This window comes from Stenotrophomonas sp. 17(2023) (genome assembly GCF_030345315.1).
Taxonomy (GTDB): Bacteria; Pseudomonadota; Gammaproteobacteria; order Xanthomonadales; family Xanthomonadaceae; genus Stenotrophomonas; species Stenotrophomonas acidaminiphila.
In genome coordinates this window covers 391167-404786 of sequence record NZ_CP128405.1, presented here as the reverse complement: position 1 = coordinate 404786, position 13620 = coordinate 391167, and the positions used below count along the sequence as shown (strand labels likewise).

The following is a 13620-nucleotide window of genomic DNA, read 5'->3' as shown; positions in this document are numbered from 1 at the left end:
CGACTATTGAGGCCTATTTGCCCACCGAGGGCGACGCCCCTATGGATGGCGGCGGAGCCGCCGCCGGGCTTGACTTTGAAAGCCAAACGGGGGCTTTGATGTCGTGGAACGAAGAGACACTACTTAGCACGGCCAATCCACAGCAGCGCGAAGCCATTCTAGCCACGGAGGGGCCCGTACTCATCATCGCCGGTCCAGGCTCGGGAAAGTCCTTCACCCTCGTCGAGCGCATCGTCTATCTCATCACCCAAAAGGGTGTTGCGCCGGAGTCGCTGCTGGTCGTCACCTTCACCGACAAGGCGGCGCGCGAGCTGACCACCCGCATCTCCAACCGGCTGGCCGACCTGGACATCAAGTTCAACTTGAACGAGATGTACCTCGGCACCTTCCACTCCATTTGCCTGCGGCTGTTGGAAGACCACCAAGAATACACGCGGCTCAAGCGCAGCTTCACCCTGTTCGATCAATTCGATCAGCAGTATTTCCTGTATCAGCGAATCAAAGAGTTCCGCGCCATCGCGGACGCCAATCTGGTCATGGGCGATGACTCCATCGGTCGCTGGAACCAGTCCGAGAACCTGCTGCGTTGGCTCAACAAGGTCAGCGAGGAGGCACTGGACGCGAACGTGCTGGCGCACGCCCCGGAGATCGAGGTGAAGGCGCTTGGGCTGTTGTTCTTGCGCTATCAGGAACTCCTAGCCGAGCACAATGCGCTGGACTTCTCCGGCATCCAGTTCGAGGCGCTGAAGCTTCTGGAACAGCACCCTCAGGTGCTGGAGGCGATACGCGCCAGGCTGTCCTACCTGATGGTGGACGAGTACCAGGACACCAACACTATCCAGGAACGCCTGCTCCTGCTGCTGGCCGACGAGAAACAGAACCTGTGCGTGGTCGGCGACGACGATCAGGGCTTGTACCGCTTCCGTGGCGCGACCATCCGCAACATCCTCGAATTCCCCAAGCTCTTCGCCGATGGCCAGTGCAAGCAGGTCAGGCTGGCGGTCAACTACCGCTCGCACCCGGACATCATTCGCTTCTACAACGCGTGGATGCGCGAACAGGCGTGGGATGACGGGGAGCGCAGCTTCCGCTACGACAAGCAGATCCAGGCGCGCGAAGCAGAGTTTCCGGACGTTCCGGCCGTCCTCAAGCTCCGGGCCGTCGATCCCACTGACGAAAGCGCCAACTGGCACGCCGAGGTGTTGAGCTTCCTCAACACCCTGAAGGACTCCGGCAAGCTGACCGACTGGAACCAGGTCGCCTTTCTGTACCAGTCGGTGAAGAGCAACCGCGTCCAAGACTTGGCTCGCTTCCTGGAAGGGGCCGGCGTGCCGGTTTACTCACCCCGCTCCAACCTGTTCTTCGAGCGGGAAGAAGTGCGGCTGATGATCGGCGCGCTGATCTTCCTGTTTCCGCAGTTCTCCAAGGTGCGAGTATGGGCGGAGGGTGCGACTCTGCCGATCTGGGACTACTACGACCAACAGTGCTTCAAGCCTTTCGCCGACGAGCTGCGCAAGCCGGAGAACAAGGCCCTTCTGGACTGGGCGCGCCCCTTGGCGAAGCACCACGTCGTGCTGGCCCAGAGTACGGACTATGCGTTCTCCAGCCTGTTCTACCAGCTGCTGCAGTTCCCGCTGTTCTCCCGCTATCTCCATGAGGAAGCCACCCAGGGCGTGGACAAGGGCCGTGCAGCGCGCAACCTCGCCACGTTATCCAGCCTGCTGACCAAGTTCGAGTACCTACACCACGTCAACGTGTTGAACCCGGAGTGGCTGGATCGGAATCTGGTCGCCCTCTTCAATCAGTACGTGCGCTTTTTGAAGGACGGTGGCATTGGCGAATACGAGGACGTAGCGGATTACGCGCCCAAGGGCTGCGTGAGCTTCCTGACCATCCACCAGGCCAAGGGTCTGGAGTTTCCGGTGGTGGTGTGCGGATCGATGGACTCCGTGCCTCGCAAGCAGCACAAGGACATGGATGTGCTGCTGGAGGAAGGCGGCTACCTGTCCAAGGCCACCTTCGAGCCCCTAGCGCACATCAAGACCTTCGACTTCTGGCGACTGTTCTATACCGCATTCTCCCGGCCGCAGAACCTGCTGGTGCTTGCCGCACAGCAGCGCGAGGGCAAAGGCCAGCGCCGAGCGCCGTCCAAGTATTTCGAGCGCATGTTCGATGAGCTACCGCCGTGGCGCAGCGTGGACCTGGGGGCGCTCAAGTACGAGCCGGTGAAGGAGATCAACCTCAAGCGCGAGTATTCCTTCACCTCGCACATCACCGTGTTCGAGAACTGTGCCGAGCAATACCGCTTCTTCAAGGAGCTGGACTTCGCGCCTATCCGCGAGAGCCAGATCCTGTTCGGTACGCTGGTGCACCAAACCATTGAGGATATCCACAAGACAGTGTTGCGCGGCGAGGAAAGCACGCTCAATGTGGGCACGATCGAGGGCTGGTTCTCGGCCAACTACGCCACGCTCTCGAAGAAGGAGCGCGTGTACTTGGCGCCCGGCTCGCAGCGGGCGGCAATGAACCACATCCTGCGCTACTACGAGCGTGAGAAGGGGCATTGGGACAGGATCAAGGAGGCCGAGGTCGAGATTTCGCTGGTCAAGGACAGCTACATTCTCAAGGGCAGCGTGGACTTGATCCGGGGCGAGAACGACACGGTCGAGATCATCGACTTCAAGTCGGAAAAGAAGCCAGACATGGAGAAGGACAAGGAACGGCTGAAGCAGTACCAGAGCCAGTTGGAGGTGTACGCCCATCTGGTCGAAGAGCGCACCGGGCAGAAGGTCAGCCGGATGCACCTGTATTACACCGGCGAGGAAGGCGGAAACCCTTACGTCTCCTTCCCCAAGGACGACCGCGCGATCGGCAAGACTATCGCGCGGTTTGATGACATCGTGGCCCGCATCGAGCGGCAGGACTATCAGATGGCGGCGCGGCCGGCCAAGCTGTGCGTCGAGTGCGATATGCGGGCCTATTGCGACAACAAGAATTGGAAGTTTAGGAAGGACTGATGAGACTCAAGCCAAGTATTATCGCGGTCGCCAGCACCTCAACGCTTCGACAGGTCGTTGACGATTACGAATTGAGTGTTGAGGACAAGCGAAAGCGTAAGGCATTGGCCGACGCGATCTCATCTGCGCGGCGCTGTACGCCGGAGGAACTACTTAGCTACCTCGGCGAGAGCGAGGTCAAGCAACTCTGCGAGACAGTCGGAGTTGAATCCAAGGGGAGAAAAAGAGCCTTGATAGACAGGCTTTTGGACGCGACTAACCCCGCACCACCCACAATGCCAAAGCCACTGCAAAATAGCCAAGCAAGAACAGTCAACCCGCCTTACGCGAGAACTCCGATGAGTAACACAAAACCCGTGCAGAACGGCCTGCCACTGCCCACGCCCGACAACGGCACCACCAACGTCGAGAAATATGAGTTTGAGCCGATCAAGGGTTATCCGATGTTGAACTGGCGTGGCAAGCGCCCGTTCACGGCAACGCAGTTCTATCCGGCGCAGTTGAAAGAAGTCCACGGAGAGGAAATAGATGGCTGGCGCAACAAGATTTTTTGGGGCGACAACCTTCAGGTTCTAAGTCACCTATTGAAGAGCCACCGTGGAAAGGTAAATCTCATCTACATCGACCCTCCTTTTGATTCTAAGGCGACATACAAGAAGACGATTGCGCTTCGAGGAAAGTCGATCCAAGCTGAACAAACTGCATTCGAGGAGAAGCAGTACGGCGACATCTGGACGAACGATGAGTATCTCCAGTTTATGTACGAACGACTGGTCATTGCGCGTGAGTTGCTTGCAGACAATGGCATTGTTTATCTGCATTGCGATTGGCATGCAAATGCCTATCTGCGGCTGATCCTTGACGAGATTTTCGGCAAAGATGGATTCGTCAATGAGATTGTCTGGCATTACTACAACAAGATGCAAGGTAATGTGGGCCGTTTTGCCGCAAACCATGATGTATTGATTTCGTACAAGATGCCGGGAAAGTTCAACTTCACACCCATTCGTGAACTTAGAGATCAACCAAAGCGTCAGCAAAAGCGAGTCTGGGATAAAGAAACGCAATCTTTGAAGCAAGCGCGCGACGAAAATGGTGAGCTTGTCTATTACGATGAGACTCATCGCACTCTGGATGACGTTTGGCGTCTTCCATACCTGATGCCTGCCGACAGAACTGAACGACTGGACTATCCGACACAAAAGCCGGAGGCACTTCTCGAGAGGGTCATTGAATCCTCCTCAAAGCCTGGTGACTTGATTCTTGATTTCTTTATGGGGTCAGGAACAACTCAGGCTGTCGCAATGAAACTTGGACGCCGGTTCATTGGTGCGGACATCAACCTCGGCGCAATCCAGACGACGACAAAGCGCCTGCTTGGTGTCACCGATGAACTGCGTCGGTCCGTGTTGAGCGGTGACGAGAAGCACTACACCGGATTCGAGCTCTACAACGTCAACCACTACGACGTGTTCCGCAATCCGTTGCAGGCCAAGGAACTGCTGATCGAAGCACTGGAGATCCAGAAGCTCGAATTCAGCACCGTGTTCGACGGCGAGAAGGACGGCCGCATGGTCAAGATCATGCCCGTCAACCGCATTGCCACCCGTGCCGACCTCAATGAACTGATCGCCGGCTTTGACTACAAGGCCTGGGAACGCCGCAAGGCCGAAGCGCCTACGCGTCCGGTCGAAAAGGTTACGCTGGTCTGCATGGGTCACGAGCCCGATTTGGCTGCCCAGTTGGTGCTAGCCGCCAAGCCCTACCTGATCGACGTGCTGGTGGTGGACATCCTGCGCGACAAGTCCAACCTGGAGTTCAAACGCGATTCCGAGGCCCAGGTCGTCATCAAGAAGGGAGAACTGGTCATCGAACGCTTCTACCCGATGAACCTGCTGCAGAAGCTATCCTTGCAGAAGGAATCAGCGGGCGACTGGCGCGAGTTGGTCGAGTCGGTGCTGATCGACTGGAACTACGATGGCGCAGTGCTGCAACCGGCTTCGGTGGACATCCCGGACAAGAACGAGCTGGTGGCCGGCAAGTACAAAGTGCCTGCCGACGCGGGCACCATTCGCGTGAAGATCGTCGACGTGCTGTCCGAATCTTGGGAAGGAAGCATCGACAATGGCTAAAGGCACGCGCAAGGCCAAGGAAACCACGACGAGCGTAACCGCCTCGCTCGACTTCGCCTTCTTCCGCTTCCTGTGGCAGTTCTACCAGTCGAACAAGGGCAAGGTTCGCCAGAGCTACCGCGAGCTTACCCGCAAGTTCCTGGACTTCAATGACCCGGAGAGAAACCCCAAGGCCTTCCTGCGCCAGCCGCAGTTCGAGGCCCTGGAAACGTATGTCTTCCTGAAGGAGTTTCTTGGCAACGCCAAGGTCGAAGAAGTCTTCAAGGCGTGGTACGAGCGCAGCGGCAAGTTCGAGGGGCGGCAGTTCGGCTCGTTCCGAGGCACCGCCGGGCAGGAGATGTTCCAGTTCGGCGACTCCGACGAGCTGGAGCTGACCTCGTACAAGGCCCTGTTCGACCGGATGCGCAGGAACAGTCGAATGTACCCCAACTACATCTTCGCGCTGACGATGGGCACCGGCAAAACCATCCTGATGGCGACGTGCATCTTCTACGAGTTCCTGCTCGCCAACAAATTCCCGAAGGCGGCCGAGTTCTGCCACAACGCCCTGGTGTTCGCGCCGGACAAGACGGTACTGCAATCACTGAAAGAAATCGAAGGCTTCGACCTCGCATTGGTCGTCCCGCCGGAGTACGTCGCATGGATGGCGACCAACCTGCACTTCCACTACCTGGAAGAATCCGGCACCTCGCTGGACACGATGGATAGGTCCAAGTTCAACGTCATCGTCTCCAACACACAGAAGATCATTCTCAAGCGCCAACACAAGGACAAGAACGCCACCGACAAGCTGTTCGGGGCCACGGCGGAAGTCCTCACGCCTTCGAGCGTGTACGACGAGAATGCCGACCTCTATGGCTTCGACCAGCCCGAGGATGAGGCCGACCTGACCACCAACCAGCGTTTCGAGAAGCTGCGCCGGCTGGAGCAATTGGGCATCTACGTGGACGAGGCACACCACGCCTTCGGCAAGACGCTGGCAAAGGACATGGGTATCGGTCAAAAGGAGAACGACACCAGCCTGCGCACCACCATCGACGTGCTGGCCAAGAGCCTGAAGGATGCCGGCACTCATGTCGTCGCTTGCTTCAACTACACGGGCACACCTTACGTGGGTCGCGACGTGCTTCCGGAAGTTGTCTATGCCTATGGCCTATCCGAATCCATAGAGAAGGGTTTCCTGAAGAAGGTCGTTCTGCACGGCTACACCAACACACGTACGAGCGAGTTTGTCGACATCGCCATTGAGAGCTTCCTGACCGAGACCCGGGGTCTCAGGCCGGAAGGGATGCTCCCGAAAATCGCGTTCTTTGCGGCGACGGTTGACGAATTGACACAGGAACTCCGCCCTGCCGTTGAGGATTCCTTACGCAGATATGGCATCCCAGCGTCTAGAATCCTAGTCAATGTGGGTGACGACAAGGTCACCTTGAACGACGACATCCGCGAGTTCAACCGACTCGATACGACCGACTCGGAGAAGCAGTTCATTCTCCTGGTCAACAAGGGTCGGGAGGGCTGGAATTGCCGGTCCCTATTCTCTGTTGGCCTTTTCCGTGAACCAAGGTCAAAGATTTTTATCCTGCAGGCCTCCATGCGCTGCTTGCGCGCCATTGGGGAAGCGCAGCACACTGGTCACGTCTATCTGTCCGATGACAACCTGAAAATCTTGAACGACGAGCTTCAGCAGAACTTCCGCATTACGGCAGAAGAATTGCAGAAGAAGGGCAAGGACAAGGAGGCGATTCAGGTGCACGTTGTGCCTCCTCCGGTCAAGATCAAGCTTGTTCGCGTGCGTAAGCTGCACAGCATCCGGGAGTTGGAGGTTAAACCGGGCCAACCGCTGGGCCTGGACCGATCCGATAAGGACGCATGGGGTTCCCTGATCGAGAAGTACCGTCTGATCGAAACCCAGCAGGAAGGCCTGACGGCTGATGACGCAGCTCGCGTAAAAGACAGCCGCACATTCGACCTGACTGACAGACGCGTGAAGCGTGCGTTCTCGCGCCTGACTTTGGTCGCCGAAGTATCTCGCTACCTGAATCGAAGCCCCTTGGAGATCGAGGAAATCTTGGACTCTACGCAGGAAGGCACGGATGAACTCGTCGCCATGACCAACGAGTTCAACGAGCTTCTATACGACGAGATCATTCCCCGCCTGTTTCGCCTGCTGTACGAGCTGGATCCGTCCGAAGAGAAAGAAGAGCACGAGGTTGAGCTCATCAAGATTCCCGACAAGGGCTACTACGAAGTCAGTGCTGCGAAGGACAAGATCGCAAGGCGCGATGACGCGTCCTTGTCCGATGAGGAAAGAACCAAGAGCTTCCACCTTGATGCCTATTGCTTCGACTCGGGCTCCGAGCGCCAGTTGTTCTGGGATCTTCTTCGGGAGAAGAAGGTCAGAAAGCTCTACTTCACCGGCATGCTTACGCACGGCCAATCCGAGTTCTTCGTCCAGTACATCGATCCTGAGTCCCGCACGGTACGTAGCTACTACCCCGACTTCGTTCTCCAGAGGGAGGAGCCGGATGGATCACTCAAGTACGTCATCGTCGAAGTGAAGGCCGACAACCAGATCGAAGATGCGGTCGTGCAAGCCAAGAAGGACTTCGCCAGCCAGATGGCAGTCGCCAGCGGCATGGAGTACCGCATCCTACCTTCGTCTCAGGCGGATTCTCGGGAGTACAGGGTGCTCCTGTAATGACCCAGTGATTTCCTGCTCAGGTGTAACCTTTTCAAGGAGACACCGATGAGCGCAGTAATGGAAGAAGAGATCAAACGTTGGACAGCACGGCGGAAGTCGGCGCTGGTGTTGGAGATCATCCAGGGCAAGACCACTGTGTCGGAGGCGAGTCGCCAGTTCGACTTGCCGCCATCAGAGATCGAGAGCTGGGTCGATGACGGGAAGCGCGGGATGGAGAACGCGCTGCGTGCCAAGCCGGAGGACGTGCGCGAGCAGTATGAGCGGCAGCTCAAGGATCTGCAGGAGGCGTATGGCGAGGCGATGCTGGAGCTACGTGCACGAAAAAAATTGGCGTCCCTGCTGGGCAAGGACGAGACCTGATGGTCACGATCCAGCAGGGACTGCGCAATGACGGCGTGGCGGTCTCGATGTCGCAGTTGTGCCGCTGGTTCGACGTGCCGCGTCGGACGGTTTACTACGGGCCAGTGAGAACTGCACCGGCGGTGCGGCTGGAGCTGGCCGGCCCGATCAAGCAACTGATCGAGGCCGAACCTTCGTTTGGCTATCGCACGGTCGCCGGATTGCTGGGCATGAACAAGAACACGGTGCAACGGATCTTCCAGTTGATGGGCTGGCAGGTACGCAAACGCGCTGTGGGTATGCGTCCCCGCATCCAAGCACTGCCCTCGGTGGCCTCGGCGCCGAACCAGCGTTGGGCGACCGATCTGTGCCGGATCTGGGGCGGCCGTGATGGTTGGCTCACATTGGCGCTGGTGATCGACTGCCACACCCGCCAACTGCTGGGATGGCATCTGTCGCGAACCGGCCGTGCGACGACGGCGGCAGCGGCTTTGGAGCAGGCGTTGATCACGCGCTTCGGTACGCTCGGCCGCGTTCCCGAACCGTTCCTGCTGCGCTCGGATAACGGACTGGTCTTCACCAGCCGCCACTACACGCGCCTGGTGCGCAGCTACGGATTGCGGCAGGAATTCATCACCCCGCACTGTCCACAGCAGAACGGCATGGTCGAACGCGTCATCCGGACACTGAAGGAGCAATGCGCACACCGGCACCGCTTCGAAAGCCAACAGCATGCGATGCGCGTGATCGGCGACTGGATCCAGTTCTACAACCACCCGCGCCCACATCTGGCGCTGTGTGTGAAGCCCCCCGCTGAGGCATACGTTTTGGCGGCCTGACCTGTGCAGAAGCCGCTGGGTCATTACACCGTAGCCTAGAAGCTGAAGAACCTCTGATGGGCCGTGGTCAGGACATCACGATAACCAATCGTGCTGGCGCGAAGTCTTCGCGCCCCTGTTGAGGAAGTGATGACAATTTCCTTGTGCGATACCAGTTGCTCCAGTGCCATTCGGTACTTTGCGCTGTCGGCTGGAGAGCTATTGCAGTGGCTGGAAAACAATTCCCCGAAGGAAATTCCTTCGGGACGTGTATGGACCAAGGGCGATATCTGATTGACCAGGGCATTGATGCTGGCATCGCCGGCGGCATCATCAAAGCAAAAGCCCAGCTCGTTCTGACCCGTGAAGGACCGATCGTCCCTGGTGCTGTATCCCAGGGCGCGGAACATGTCCAGCCCTGCACCGCCGTAGTGGATGAAGTGGTTGTTCTTATTCCAGTGAACGGTGGTCATGACGTCACGGGCGCGCGGATGCTGCGACAGATGAACCAACCAATAGTCCCCATGTCCACTGGTGCGAATGAAGAAGACCGTAAAGAACTTCGCACCACAACGTTCGACCAGGCCTTGATAGAGGCAACTTTGAATGTAGAGCCTGAAATCCCTCTCATTCTGTTTGATGTCGTCGAAAGTTCGCCCCTTGAGGACGTCGGGAAGGTCAAGCTTCTCAAGCTGTCGCTGCGTCGCCTGGGAATCGCTGGCAAAGTTGATGAAGGCGTCCACGGCAAAGGTCATGATTACTTCGGCGGTGGGTAGCGCCTGAAAGATCGATCGAATCTGCGAGGCTGGAACCTGCGCATAGCCATACTGATCGAGCAGAAAGATGGAGCGTCCCTTTCGCGGACTCTTCTGCCTGACGAAGCACATGATCTGTTCGACGTTGTTCTCGAACGCACCGCGGATGAGATGGATATCCTTGCCGACACGGTCACCATAGCCACGCCCGGTCAATTCGGACGTCAAGAGCTTATGGGCATTACGGTTCTTTTCGACGAAGAAGCAATCCAAATTCCAATGGAGGGGCTTGTTCCGGCCCAGAGCGATCAGTGCCTGGGCTTCCTTCGCAGCTTCGAGAAATACGAAGGGTGATCCCAGGACGAGTTCACGAGTGTCTTCGTGGATGTAAATTCCACCGCCTGCGAAGCCATCAACCAGTGTGACCGTCAGAATATCTTGGGCAGGTGAGACGACAAGGGTCTGAAGGTAAGCGATCAGGTACTCTCGCAGCACCTCATGCTTGGCGATACTGTGTTGCCGGATCGTGGCAGGCTTCCCTTCATCCCAGTGATACTGAGAAATTGCCATTGTTCCTCCCTACATTGGAGCGTGCGCTGGCATCTCGTCCCAGGTGCGGCCGTTGAGCAGCCTTCCGTTCTTGGCCTTGGCTCGGCGTTTGCCATCGGCTCCCCAGCCGCCCCACTGCTTGAAGAAGAAGGCCACCCCCTGCTCCTCGCATTGGATGCGAACCGCATCGGCCCACTCTGGTTTCATTGGGCGTGCCTTAGGGCCTGATTCGCCACCCACAATGACCCAATGGATATCGTTCAAATCCAGTACACCGACATCCTCCAGCAAGGGCTCCACTGACAGGAATCGGATCCGCGCGTCGACCGAACGAAGGTGGTCAATGCGCGGAACGCCATGGCGACGGTTCTCCACCGATACCCCGAGCCACACGTTCTCGGGCACCGAGCGGGCCTTGAAGTATCTGGCCATGCGGGCCGCACGCTTGGTTAGGATCTGATAGCTGTGCCAAGTGGTGCGCGCAATCACGTCCATCACCTGATCGATGTAGTCCACGGGGACCTTTTCGTGAAAGAGGTCGGACATCGAGTTGACGAAGTAGATTGTCGGCTTCTTGCGCTTGAGCGGGTCGCTGAGGCGCTCTGGAATCAGCCGCAGGGCGAAGCCGTTCTCATAGCCCGGGGTGCCCATGGCTTGGAGGCGACGGGCCATTAGCTCGGCATAGCAGTGCTTGCACCCCGCGGATATCTTCGTGCAGCCCACAATGGGGTTCCATGTTTGCTCGGTCCATTCGATGCGGGAAGACGTAGTCATAGCTGGACTCTCCGGTTGGAGAATAGTACTAGCGGCTTGGGTACAACGGGGACCGGCACCGACCAGCACACCTTAACGGCGGGAGCAACAACGACTGCAATCCGCACCCCGAACTGACGAAAACAGATCTAGAAATCAAAGCGATGTTGCGCAGTCACATTGCTGACCTTTCCCCAGAAGGCTTGACCCAAGGTGCTTTTCGATGCCAGCACGAGCCAGTACAGCGGCTGATTTTTGGAGCCGGATACGAGCTCGACATTGTCGCTCACGTCCTGATAACCCAGCCTCTTGATCAGTCCGCACCAATGCCGAAAGACAGCCAGCACGGCAACGTCGTTCCGCACAGCAGGATTCACGTGATCACGCCAGCCGGGGGCGAACACGTCCAGCTTGCCATTCGACATTAGTTGCTTGACGTTACGCTGCATGTCCATCGCACTGAAATGAATCAAAAGATCAATTTTTGGCAACTCTGCCAAGATCCGAATGACCTCGAATGGTAATGCCTGGACACTGTAGGGATCCAAAAACGCAAAGTGCAGGCCTGAAGGCGATAGCTTTGAGACAACCTGTCGCGCTGTCTCCTCTGCCTTGCCGGTGTAAGTGGAAGTCGGCCCTAGTCCTTCGCGGTTTAGTCGGTCCAGGCAGGTGGTGACATTGACGGCGTCAAGGTCGGCGATATGAATCGCTCCAAATGAGGCGTACCGCGCTGCCTCGACACCGGCTGCGATCGCACTGCCGGGGATCACCTCCCCCGTGTCCTTGACGACGGCCCGACCCGGCCCGCAGTACAGGTCGATGAAAGTCGAATTGCGGTCAAACTTGCGCCTGGCGGCTCGACTGATATCCACGTAATGACGCAGGCGCAGGTGCTTCTCCTGCGCCCAACTACCGACGACTTCACGCCGACCGCCGTCGACCGGATCTATGTCGTAACGTTCTTCCGGCCGTTTTGTCGGCATAGACGTCCCCTTCCCCCTAAAGGCGCACGCTGGTTACGGAATCAGCCTACCGCATGTCTGGCCAAGAATGAGCTGCCTTGGGTCAGAGTTTCGCCCTGCGTTATCCAGCCTTTTGCCTGATCGAAACGACCTTTCCCGTGCTTTCTCGGAGCTGATCAAGGTAATTGGCCCACGCCTGCATCATCTTCTTTCGCTCGGCCAAGTGTGCAGTGCGGTTGTAGGCACGCCCAAGCGGATCGCGGACCGCATGCGCCAATTGATGTTCGATGTAGTCCGGGCGGAAACCCAGAACCTCATCCAGAACTGTTCTCGCCATGGCCCTAAAGCCGTGGCCCGTAATGGTGTCGCCATCGAAGCCAAGATTCCGCAACGCGGCGTTGATCGTGTTCTCACTCATCGGGCGCTTCGAACTTCTTACCCCCGGGAAGACAAATTCGCTCCGACGAGTGAGAGGCCTCAGGTCCTCGAAGACTTCTCTCGCCTGGGACGAAAGGGGCACGATGTGGGGTGTTCCTGTCTTGCTGGCAACAAAGCGCCACTCCGCCTTCTCAAGATCAACATCCTCCCAGCGAGCCTTTCGCAATTCCCCAGGCCGCACGAAGAGCATCGGTCCCAGCTTCAGTGCCGCCAAGGTCACGGGCGACCCCTGATAGGAATACATTGCCCGCAACAGATCGCTGATCTGAACTGGGTCGGTCATGCTCGCGAAGTGCTTGGTCTGGGGTTGCTCCAGCGCTCCGATCAAGCTTTCGGCTGGGTTTGATGTCGCCCGTCCAGTGGCAATCGCATAACGAAACACACGGCTAGCAAGCGAGCGCGTCCTATGTGCTGTCTCGGCAACACCGCGCTTCTCCATCTTACGCAACGCTGCCAGTAGCAACGGCGCCGTTACGTCCGTGATCGGGATATCGCCGATGCTCGCCAGGTCCTTTTCGATCAGGCGGCGCTCGCGCTTTACCGATCCGGGAGTCAGCCCCTCCTTGGTTCGCTTCTCCAGCAGTTCAACGGCGACCACACTGAAGGTGGATTCGGCTCGCTCGGCCTGCGTAGCCCGCTCGATACGAGCTACCTGGGCGGGGTTAGCACCGCCCTTGACCAATGCCCGTAGCCGGTCCCGCTCGGCTCGCGCCTCGCCGAGCGACATGATCGGGTACTCGGCCAGCGTGATCATGCTTGCTTTGCCCGAGTGGCGATAGCGATAGCGCCACACCTTCGCCCCGGACGGCCGCACCTCGATGCACAGGCCATTCGTGTCGGCGACACGGTAAGCATCTTCGCGTGGCTTCAGGGAGCGCAGCTTGGTGTCAGTCAGCATGTGAGTCAGGCGATTGTGAGTCATCGAGCATAGATCATACCCTCTGACTCACAGCCTGACTCACTTCCATTCCGGATTCAAGTGGATCAGCTTGGACCGTGCCACACAAAACCCCAACAATTATCGGGGTTTATCGGGAACCGTCGGACCAACTCGGACAACTTTGGACTGCTTTGTGGTGGGCCCACCAGGATTCGAACCTGGAACCAAAGGATTATGAGTCCTCTGCTCTAACCGTTGAGCTATAGGCCCGCT

9 protein-coding genes and 1 tRNA gene are annotated in these 13620 nt (G+C 57.9%); 5 read left to right on the top strand and 5 right to left on the bottom strand.

Going from position 1 to position 13620, the window contains the following annotated elements; genetic code table 11:
- Positions 1-17: 17 nt before the first annotated feature.
- The 5 genes from QQA12_RS01690 to QQA12_RS01670 are packed head-to-tail and all read left to right on the top strand — an operon-like array spanning position 18 to position 9031.
- A complete protein-coding gene (locus QQA12_RS01690) occupies positions 18-3017 on the top strand; it encodes an ATP-dependent DNA helicase (protein WP_226050535.1) in 3000 nt (999 codons plus the stop codon).
- A complete protein-coding gene (locus QQA12_RS01685; RefSeq protein ID WP_289211195.1) occupies positions 3017-5149 on the top strand; it encodes a site-specific DNA-methyltransferase in 2133 nt (710 codons plus the stop codon). Before QQA12_RS01690 ends, QQA12_RS01685 begins: the two co-directional genes overlap by 1 nt.
- A complete protein-coding gene (locus tag QQA12_RS01680; protein WP_226050536.1) occupies positions 5142-7850 on the top strand; it encodes a TnsA endonuclease N-terminal domain-containing protein in 2709 nt (902 codons plus the stop codon). The genes QQA12_RS01685 and QQA12_RS01680 overlap by 8 nt, the downstream gene beginning before the upstream one ends.
- A 48-nt stretch (positions 7851-7898) precedes the next feature.
- A complete protein-coding gene (locus QQA12_RS01675; RefSeq protein WP_104937861.1) occupies positions 7899-8213 on the top strand; it encodes a DUF1153 domain-containing protein in 315 nt (104 codons plus the stop codon).
- On the top strand, positions 8213-9031 hold the full coding sequence (locus QQA12_RS01670) for an IS3 family transposase (RefSeq protein WP_226050537.1): 819 nt from the start codon (positions 8213-8215) through the stop codon (positions 9029-9031). The genes QQA12_RS01675 and QQA12_RS01670 overlap by 1 nt, the downstream gene beginning before the upstream one ends.
- A gap of 35 nt (positions 9032-9066) precedes the next feature.
- On the opposite strand, the gene tcmP (QQA12_RS01665) is transcribed toward QQA12_RS01670, so the two are convergent.
- From tcmP (QQA12_RS01665) to QQA12_RS01645, 5 genes are all read right to left on the bottom strand, one after another.
- Positions 9067-10335, bottom strand: a complete 1269-nt coding sequence (gene tcmP, locus QQA12_RS01665) for a three-Cys-motif partner protein TcmP (protein WP_226050538.1) — start codon at positions 10333-10335, stop codon at positions 9067-9069.
- A gap of 9 nt (positions 10336-10344) precedes the next feature.
- Positions 10345-11088, bottom strand: coding sequence for a phage Gp37/Gp68 family protein (locus QQA12_RS01660; RefSeq protein WP_226050539.1), 744 nt, complete (start codon positions 11086-11088; stop codon positions 10345-10347).
- A gap of 128 nt (positions 11089-11216) precedes the next feature.
- On the bottom strand, positions 11217-12050 hold the full coding sequence (tcmP, locus tag QQA12_RS01655; protein WP_226050540.1) for a three-Cys-motif partner protein TcmP: 834 nt from the start codon (positions 12048-12050) through the stop codon (positions 11217-11219).
- Positions 12051-12150: 100 nt separating this feature from the next.
- Positions 12151-13365 carry an integrase arm-type DNA-binding domain-containing protein gene (locus tag QQA12_RS01650; RefSeq protein WP_226050541.1) on the bottom strand — a complete coding sequence of 405 codons (1215 nt, stop codon included), beginning with the start codon at positions 13363-13365 and terminating at the stop codon, positions 12151-12153.
- A gap of 176 nt (positions 13366-13541) precedes the next feature.
- A tRNA-Ile gene (locus QQA12_RS01645) sits at positions 13542-13617 on the bottom strand.
- Positions 13618-13620 lie beyond the last annotated feature (3 nt).

Coding starts and splice junctions, on each gene's coding strand:
- QQA12_RS01685 (WP_289211195.1), top strand. CDS start 3,017: ATGAGACTCAAGCCAAGTATTATCGCGGTCGCCAGCACCTCAACGCTT.
- QQA12_RS01680 (WP_226050536.1), top strand. CDS start 5,142: ATGGCTAAAGGCACGCGCAAGGCCAAGGAAACCACGACGAGCGTAACC.
- QQA12_RS01675 (WP_104937861.1), top strand. CDS start 7,899: ATGAGCGCAGTAATGGAAGAAGAGATCAAACGTTGGACAGCACGGCGG.
- QQA12_RS01670 (WP_226050537.1), top strand. CDS start 8,213: ATGGTCACGATCCAGCAGGGACTGCGCAATGACGGCGTGGCGGTCTCG.
- tcmP (WP_226050538.1), bottom strand. CDS start 10,335: ATGGCAATTTCTCAGTATCACTGGGATGAAGGGAAGCCTGCCACGATC.
- QQA12_RS01660 (WP_226050539.1), bottom strand. CDS start 11,088: ATGACTACGTCTTCCCGCATCGAATGGACCGAGCAAACATGGAACCCC.
- tcmP (WP_226050540.1), bottom strand. CDS start 12,050: ATGCCGACAAAACGGCCGGAAGAACGTTACGACATAGATCCGGTCGAC.
- QQA12_RS01650 (WP_226050541.1), bottom strand. CDS start 13,365: ATGCTGACTGACACCAAGCTGCGCTCCCTGAAGCCACGCGAAGATGCT.